Source organism: Ancylomarina sp., assembly GCF_041555295.1.
Taxonomy (GTDB): Bacteria; Bacteroidota; Bacteroidia; order Bacteroidales; family Marinifilaceae; genus Ancylomarina.
The window spans coordinates 1-8,044 of record NZ_JBFFKR010000158.1; the positions used below are offsets into that span (position 1 = coordinate 1).

The window sequence follows — 8,044 nt, forward strand, 5'->3', positions numbered from 1 at the left end:
CTCACCAAGGTTTCAGCTGGCGCAATAAACAGGATTGATTCCAAACTATAAAACTAAAAAGAGGATACCCTACTGGATATCCTCTCTGTTATATAATGGTGTATATCTATTTTAGATATGAATCACCTCGTCGTAGGCAGCTGCAGCAGCTTCCATTATCGCTTCACTCATTGTTGGGTGTGGGTGAATCGCTTTTAGCAACTCGTGACCAGTCGTTTCCAGTTTACGAGCGACTACTAATTCAGCAATCATCTCAGTTACATTAGCACCAATCATATGAGCACCTAAAAGTTCGCCATATTTGGCATCGAAAATCAATTTTACGAACCCTTCGTTGGCACCAGCAGCACTTGCCTTACCCGAAGCAGAGAATGGGAATTTACCCACCTTAATTTCGTGTCCAGCTTCTTTGGCAGCTTTCTCAGTCAATCCCATTGAAGCAATTTCTGGCGTTGTATAGGTACAACCAGGAATTGTAGTATAATCGATAGGCTCAACTTTCATCCCTGAGATCTTCTCAACACAGCAGATACCTTCAGCTGAAGCAACGTGAGCCAAAGCAGGACCTTCCAGAATATCACCAATGGCATAAATACCTTCTACATTGGTGCGGAAATAATCGTCAACAATAACTCGTCCATTTTTGGTTGCAACACCAGCTTCTTCAAGGCCAATGTGCTCAGTATTTGGAGCAATACCTACTGCTGAAAGAACGATCTCACATTCGTGAACTTCGATTTCGCCTTTCTTATTTTTGATATTTACTTTCAAGTCGCCAGCACTACCTTCAACAGATTCAACTGATGAATTCACCATGACTTTAATTTTATTCTTCTTGAAAGAACGTCCCATTTGCTTCGAAACCTCTTCGTCCTCAATAGGAAGTATGGTTGGCATAAACTCAACCAGCGTTACCTGAGTTCCCAGACTAGAGTAGAAGTAAGCAAACTCAGATCCAATAGCTCCTGAACCCACAACGATCATCGATTTAGGCAATTTATCAAGAGTTAAAGCCTTACGGTAACCAATAATTTTTTCACCATCCTGTGGTAAGTTTGGCAATTCGCGAGAGCGAGCACCTGTCGCTAAAATAATGTGCTTTGCCTCGTAATTGGTTTTACTACCATCTTCAGCAAGAACTTCCAGCTTTTTACCTGCAGTAAGTTTACCAAAACCATTGATAACAGTAATTTTATTCTTTTTAAGCAAGTATTGGATACCCGCACTCATTTTGTCGGCAACCCCACGGCTGCGAGCAACTATTTTTTCAAAATCAGGCTTAAATTCACCTTCAACAGCAATACCATAATCAGCAGCATGCTTCATATAATCGTAAACCTGAGCTGATTTTAATAATGATTTGGTTGGAATACATCCCCAGTTTAAACAGATACCACCTAATTCAGCGCGTTCTACTACGGCAACGTTCATTCCTAATTGTGCACCTCTAATGGCAGCAACATAACCACCTGGTCCACTTCCTACTACTATTAAATCGTAAGTCATTTCTATTTTGTTGTTTAGTTTATGAATATCTATGTATTTCAGATCAGTTTTAAATCCTTCTTTTAGAGGCGACCTGACAATTTTTCTGCTAATTTATTAATATTAATTCTAAATAAAAGGGATTAGACTTCTTTTCAAAGCACACACATGTACTCTTATCAATACTAATTTGGGCAAAACCCTGCGGGTCGGGCTATCCGCACTCGCTCTTTGTCCTAAAAAAAAATGGACAAAGGAGCTCAAACAAATGCTCCTATCCCTTTTGCGTAATTAAAAGCAAATGCCGCGAATTAATACGAATTTACCACGGATTATAAATTCCTAATTACTTATTCACATTTTCCTCATTCACTCATTCACTTTTTCTCCTAAAAACTCTGTCAGGAACAACTACGTTGCACTCTAACCGGTTTTCTTCTCATATTTTTAACTTTAGGCACTCATAAATACTCTAAGTACTCCAGGCACTTTCACTCTTTCACTACCAACTTTAGTTTTAAAAGACTTAGTTGAACCAGTTTCGCGATGATAAATAAGATGACGAATGAAAAAATAATGGTTGCTCCGGAAGGAACGTTCATCTTATAAGCCATAAATAGTCCCAAAAGAGAGCCTAATATGCCAAAACCAATCGCTCCAATTATCATTCTTCCAAAATCCTGTGTAAACATATTGGCAATGGTTTGTGGAATAGTTAAAAATGAAATAACCAGAATAATACCGACAACCCGAATATTTAAAACGATGGCCAGTGCAACTAAGGCAATCATCAAGTAATTGAGAAATTGTACAGGAGCCTTATGCGTTTGTGCGTAACTTTCATCGAATGCGACGTAAACAATTGGGCGCATCATAAAGGCAAAAACCAATATGGTGAGGATGCACAAGGCTGAAAGCAGATAAAGATCGAGGCTTGAAACCGTGAGAATACTGCCAAAAAGGTAAGACATTAGGTTGGGAGCATAACCAGGCGTCATGTATATAAATATAATTCCCAAAGCCATCCCCAAGGCCCACAGTATACCAATGACGGAGTCCTGACGAACATCGGTCTTTTTGGATACCCACTCAATTCCTAAAGCTGATAAGACACCAAAAATGGCAGCTCCCAGCACTGGATTTAATCCCAGAAACCAGGCAATGCCAATACCTCCAAAGGAAGCATGTGTAATGCCACCGCTAATAAAAACGATTCGACGGGCTACAATATAGGTTCCAATAATACCACATGAAATACTCGCCAAAATGGCTGCTCCAATGGCGTTTTGGAAAAAACTATAGCTTAATAATTCAATGATTTCGTTCATGAAATTTTGATTTCAACTTGAATGATACTGACTTGAAATTCCTTTAATGTTTTTTCAAAACTCGATGAGGGACTTCACCATGAGTAATCAGATCAATAGGACAGTGATAAGTTTTGAGTTGTTCCTGATTGATAATGTTTGAATCGTGATAACACAAACTTCCATTGACACAGGCTATTGTTTTCACATGCGAACTGATGGTTCCAATATCGTGTGAAACAACAATAATGGCCATGTGATCGTTGAGCTGATCCAGTACGCCATAAAGTTCCATCTCGAAATGACTGTCTACATAGGTATCGGGTTCATCCAAGATTAAAATCTGAGGATCAGAAATTATGGCTCTGCAAAGAAATACACGTTGTAGCTGGCCTCCTGATAGTTCGCCTATATTTTTATTTTTAAGATGAAGGATACCCATTTGTTCCATCAGAACTTTAGACTTCTCCTTATCTACGCTTGTGTATCTTCCAAATAATTTTTTGTGAGACATTAAGCCTGATAAAACGACTTCGCGCACAGGAATTGGAAACTTCTGATCGATGGTATTGATCTGAGGTAAGTAACCGATGAGGTTATCATCAATATTGTTGAACTCAACCTGACCTTCAATGGGTTTGATTAAACCCAAAATGACCTTCAATAGGGTTGTTTTCCCACCACCATTGGGGCCAATAACACCAAGGAAGTCATTCTTTTTAACCGTAAGATTAACATCCTTGAGTACAACTTTATTATCGTAACCAGCATAAACTGATCTCAATTCCAGTAGTTTGGTCATTTTGTTTTTGTTGTTTTTGAGCAGATACAAAATACAAAGTATTTCGCAGAAAGTATGATTTTAATTCACTCGAAAAGAATTTTCAAATCGAGATTAATTCATTACTTTTTTAGATAAGTCATAATTCGATTCATCTCAGTCAACCAATCTTCGCTTAAGGGATCAATCTGTATCAATTCAGCATTAATCTCTTTTGCAATAACATTTGCATTTTCAACATTGAATTGCTTTTGTAGAAAGATTGTTTTGATATTGTGAGCTTTAGCTAGGTCAAGCATTTTCTTCATATGAGCTGGTGAAGGCGCTTTGCCATCGTGCTCTATTGAAATTTGAGTTAAACCATAATCTCTGGCCATATACGAAAGGGCAGGGTGGTAGATCATGAAAGCCTTATCAGGCATTTGAGAAAAGATAGCTTCTGCACCTTTGTCCATTACGTTGATATCCGACATCAACTTCATGTAGTTACTTGTGTATTCTTGTTCTTTTTCCGGAACCAATTGCACCAATACTTTGAATGTATTTGCAATAAGTTGCTTGGCTGTTTTTGGTGATGACCAGATGTGTGGATCAATACCACCTTCATGAACATGATCGCCATGACGAAATTCAGGACCTCTGATAAGTTCAATACCTTCCGACATATCAACACTTTTAATATGGTCGTTTCCCTCGAATAATTTGTTCAACCAAGCCTTTTCGAATGGAATGTGACCAATTCTCAAATACAAGGATGATTTAGACATATCCTTCATTTGTTTTGGTGTTGGTTCATAGCTAGCAGGACTTGCCCCAGGAGGAATAAGTACGTTTACTCTGAAATCGTCACCAGCAATACGCTCGATAAAGTATTTTTGAGGTAGAATACTAACTGAAATTAGCTTATTGTCAACTTTGTTTTGTTTAGAGTTACAAGACTGAAATCCCAAGCTAAGGCCTACGAATAAAAGAAAAAGAGTAATTTTGTTCATTTGATTTTTATGCTTCAATTTAGAATAGTTTCAAATAACAAATGTAAAATATTTTACTCAATTAGCAATTCGTATTTCAAATTAAAGCAGTTCCTCTTTTAGAAATTTTGCAGTGAATGATTCTGTGCATTCTGCAACCTCTTCAGGCGTACCAATACACAAGACTTCTCCTCCCTTACGACCACCTTCTTTACCGATATCAATCACGTGATCTGCAACTTTAATTACATCCATATTGTGCTCAATTACAATAACCGTATTGCCTTTATCTACCAATCGATCCAATACCTCAAGTAAAACTCGAATGTCTTCGAAATGAAGACCTGTTGTTGGCTCATCTAAGATATAAAGAGTTTGACCTGTATCGCGCTTGGCTAGTTCGGTTGCCAATTTAACACGTTGTGATTCGCCACCGGAAAGCGTGGTTGATGGTTGCCCTAAAGTGATGTAGCCTAATCCAACTTCTTGTAAAACTTTGAGTTTAGGTAGAATGGTTGGAATTTTCTCGAAGAAAATGACCGCCTGATTGATGGTCATATCCAAGACATCGCCAATAGACTTTCCTTTGTAACGAACTTCTAATGTTTCGCGGTTGTATCGTTTCCCATTACATTCATCACAATGCACATAAACATCGGGAAGGAAATTCATTTCGATAGCTCTAACGCCTGCACCTTGACAGGTTTCACAACGACCACCTTTTACATTAAAGGAGAATCTTCCGGCTTTATATCCTCTGATTAGAGATTCGGGTAGTTTTTCGTAAAGTTTACGAATGTCTCCAAATACATTGGTGTATGTAGCAGGATTCGATCGAGGCGTTTTCCCCAAAGGAGCTTGATTCACTTCAACGACCTTATCCACATGATCAATCCCTTTTATTTTATCGTAGCTCAATGGATCTTTAACAGATCTATAAAAATATTGTGATAGGATTGGTTGCAGAGTTCCATTTATCAAACTTGATTTTCCACTACCAGAAACACCTGTAACACAGATGAATTTCCCAAGAGGAAAACTAACATCAACATTCTTAAGATTATTTCCTTTACAACCCATCAGTTGGATGCTTTTGCCATTTCCTTTTCGTCTTTTCTCAGGAACGACAATGCTTTTTTCTCCATTGATATATTGCGAGGTCAGACTATTGCTATTTAGCATTTTATCAGGCGTACCAGCAAAAACAATCTCACCACCATGTTTACCCGCAAAAGGTCCCATGTCTACAACGTAATCAGCAGACAAAATCATATCCTTATCGTGCTCTACAACAACAACAGAGTTGCCCGAGTCGCGAAGTTGACGTAAGGATTGAATCAATTTTTGATTGTCTCGCTGATGAAGACCAATACTAGGTTCATCGAGTATGTAAAGCACATTAACTAGCTGAGAACCAATTTGTGTTGCCAATCGGATACGTTGAGATTCACCACCCGAGAGCGTTACAGAACTGCGATTTAGAGAAAGATATTCCAAACCAACATCAAGTAAGAAATCAAGACGATCTCGAATCTCTTTTAGAACTTCCGATGCAATTTTGACTTGCTTTTCGCTTAAATGAGGTTCAACGGTTGCAATCCATTCGCTTAAAAGACTCAGGTCCATTTGAGCGAGATCGGTAATATTCTTATCGTGAATCCTGAAGTACAGTGATTCTTTTTTCAGACGTTGTCCTTCACAGCTTGGGCATAGTGTGTTTTTAATAAATTGCTCTGCCCATTTTTTTGCCTTTTTCGAAGTGGTATTACTTTCTTGATTCGAGATGTATTTTAGAACGCCATCAAAACTCAAAAAGTAATTTGATGAACTCCCCAGCGGTGTGTTTTCAAGTTTAAATGTCTCGTTTGATCCGTCGAGAATAATACTTAAGGCTTCTTCTGGAATATCTTTGATGCCCGTTTTTAAGTCAAAATTGTACTTACGAGCGATAGCTTCAATCTGCCAAAAGATTAGGCTGTTTTTATATTTACCCAAGGGTACAATTCCACCTGCGTGAATACTCACACTGTCATCGGGAATAATTTTTTCAATATCAATAGCACTTATTCGGCCTAAACCTTTACACTTAGGACAAGCTCCGTGTGGTGAGTTGAATGAGAAACTATGAGGTGCCGGTGTATTATATGAAAGACCTGTACTTGGACACATCAGGAGGCGACTGTAGTATTTCACTTCTTCGCTATCCTTATCCAAAATCATGGTAATACCCTTACCATGTTTCATAGCCATCTGAATGGATTCCTTTAAGCGCTTATCTCCAACTTCATCAACAACTAATTTGTCAATTAAAATCTCGATGGTGTGACTCTTGTAACGATCGACTTTAAAACCATGAAGTAATTCCACAATCTCACCATCGACACGTGCGTATAAAAATCCTTTTTTTCTGATCTGTTCGAATAGATCCTTATAATGTCCTTTTCTCCCTTTTACAATGGGAGCGAGGATGTAAATTCGTTTCTCATTGAATTTCTCAAAGATGAGCTTGATAATTTGCTCATCGGTATATTTTACCATCTTCTCACCCGTTTCATAGGAGTAAGCTATACTTGCCCTTGCAAAAAGCAGTCGGAGGAAATCGTATAGTTCGGTGATGGTCCCAACAGTTGAACGTGGGTTTTTATTTGTTGTTTTTTGCTCGATGGCGATTACTGGACTAAGTCCTGTGATTTTATCCACATCGGGACGTTCCATTCCGCCAAGGAATTGACGGGCATAAGCCGAGAAAGTTTCGATATATCGACGCTGACCTTCAGCATAGATTGTGTCGAAAGCCAATGAAGATTTTCCACTACCACTTAATCCGGTAATAACGGAAAGTTGGTTGCGGGGTATACTTACATCAATATTTTTTAGGTTATGAACTCTCGCACCAAGAACATCAATATTCTCGGTTTCTAATAGTTCATTTTCTATGACTTGTTCAGCTACGTTTTTCAATCGACAATCTCCTTATGATTTAAATCCTCACTTCTACTGTTGTTTTACTTACTGACAACCTTCAATAAGCTAACAACTATTTCTTCTCTACTTGAGGTTTTTTGTATTCAGAAAATGCAAAATTAATATATCCTTTGGCAGGAAGTGTAATTTCGTACTCTTTTTTATACTTATTTGTTAGATATGGCTTTCTTAACCAAGGATTAAAGAGTTTTAGTATTTTATAATTCACCCCATTTTCTTGGGCAAAATCAGCAAAATTCTTCACCCCACCTTTAATTTTAATTTTACGAGTTGGAATGTTTGGATATAAATCAGTGTCACGAAATCTAAATCCAAAATCTTGAGGATTCTCCATAATGACTTTGGTCGCAATAATTCTGAACAAATAACGAGCTGTTTCCTCACCCAACAAAAGGTCATAATACGATCCGGCATTTTGAAGTTTCATTTGAGAATGAATGTGTGTTCTGCCTGCATTATATGAGGCCGCCACCACGGCCCAGCTGCCAAATTTTTTATAGGAATCTTTCAAATAC

At 38.1% G+C, this 8,044-nt stretch carries 5 protein-coding genes and 1 pseudogene; all 6 read right to left on the reverse strand.

Going from position 1 to position 8,044, the window contains the following annotated elements; all coding sequences use genetic code 11:
• Positions 1 to 111: 111 nt before the first annotated feature.
• Complete coding sequence (lpdA, locus tag ABY905_RS11250; protein WP_372643784.1) at positions 112 to 1,506, reverse strand: dihydrolipoyl dehydrogenase; 1,395 nt, start codon at positions 1,504 to 1,506, stop codon at positions 112 to 114.
• Positions 1,507 to 1,976: 470 nt separating this feature from the next.
• Entirely contained in the window at positions 1,977 to 2,813 is an 837-nt protein-coding gene (locus ABY905_RS11255) for a metal ABC transporter permease (protein ID WP_372643787.1), read from the reverse strand.
• 43 nt (positions 2,814 to 2,856) lie between these two features.
• Positions 2,857 to 3,594 carry a metal ABC transporter ATP-binding protein gene (locus tag ABY905_RS11260; RefSeq protein WP_372643790.1) on the reverse strand — a complete coding sequence of 246 codons (738 nt, stop codon included), beginning with the start codon at positions 3,592 to 3,594 and terminating at the stop codon, positions 2,857 to 2,859.
• A 101-nt stretch (positions 3,595 to 3,695) separates the two neighbouring features.
• Positions 3,696 to 4,565: a metal ABC transporter solute-binding protein, Zn/Mn family gene (locus tag ABY905_RS11265; protein WP_372643793.1), complete on the reverse strand. Its 870-nt coding sequence runs from the start codon at positions 4,563 to 4,565 to the stop codon at positions 3,696 to 3,698.
• Positions 4,566 to 4,646: 81 nt separating this feature from the next.
• Positions 4,647 to 7,505: an excinuclease ABC subunit UvrA gene (gene uvrA, locus ABY905_RS11270; protein WP_372643796.1), complete on the reverse strand. Its 2,859-nt coding sequence runs from the start codon at positions 7,503 to 7,505 to the stop codon at positions 4,647 to 4,649.
• A 76-nt stretch (positions 7,506 to 7,581) separates the two neighbouring features.
• Positions 7,582 to 8,044, reverse strand: a pseudogene (locus tag ABY905_RS11275) (lytic transglycosylase domain-containing protein); the annotation flags it as partial.

Bases quoted from the DNA above. Each gene is read 5' to 3' on its own strand.
- lpdA (WP_372643784.1), bottom strand. From the start codon at position 1,506: ATGACTTACGATTTAATAGTAGTAGGAAGTGGACCAGGTGGTTATGTT.
- ABY905_RS11255 (WP_372643787.1), bottom strand. From the start codon at position 2,813: ATGAACGAAATCATTGAATTATTAAGCTATAGTTTTTTCCAAAACGCC.
- ABY905_RS11260 (WP_372643790.1), bottom strand. From the start codon at position 3,594: ATGACCAAACTACTGGAATTGAGATCAGTTTATGCTGGTTACGATAAT.
- ABY905_RS11265 (WP_372643793.1), bottom strand. From the start codon at position 4,565: ATGAACAAAATTACTCTTTTTCTTTTATTCGTAGGCCTTAGCTTGGGA.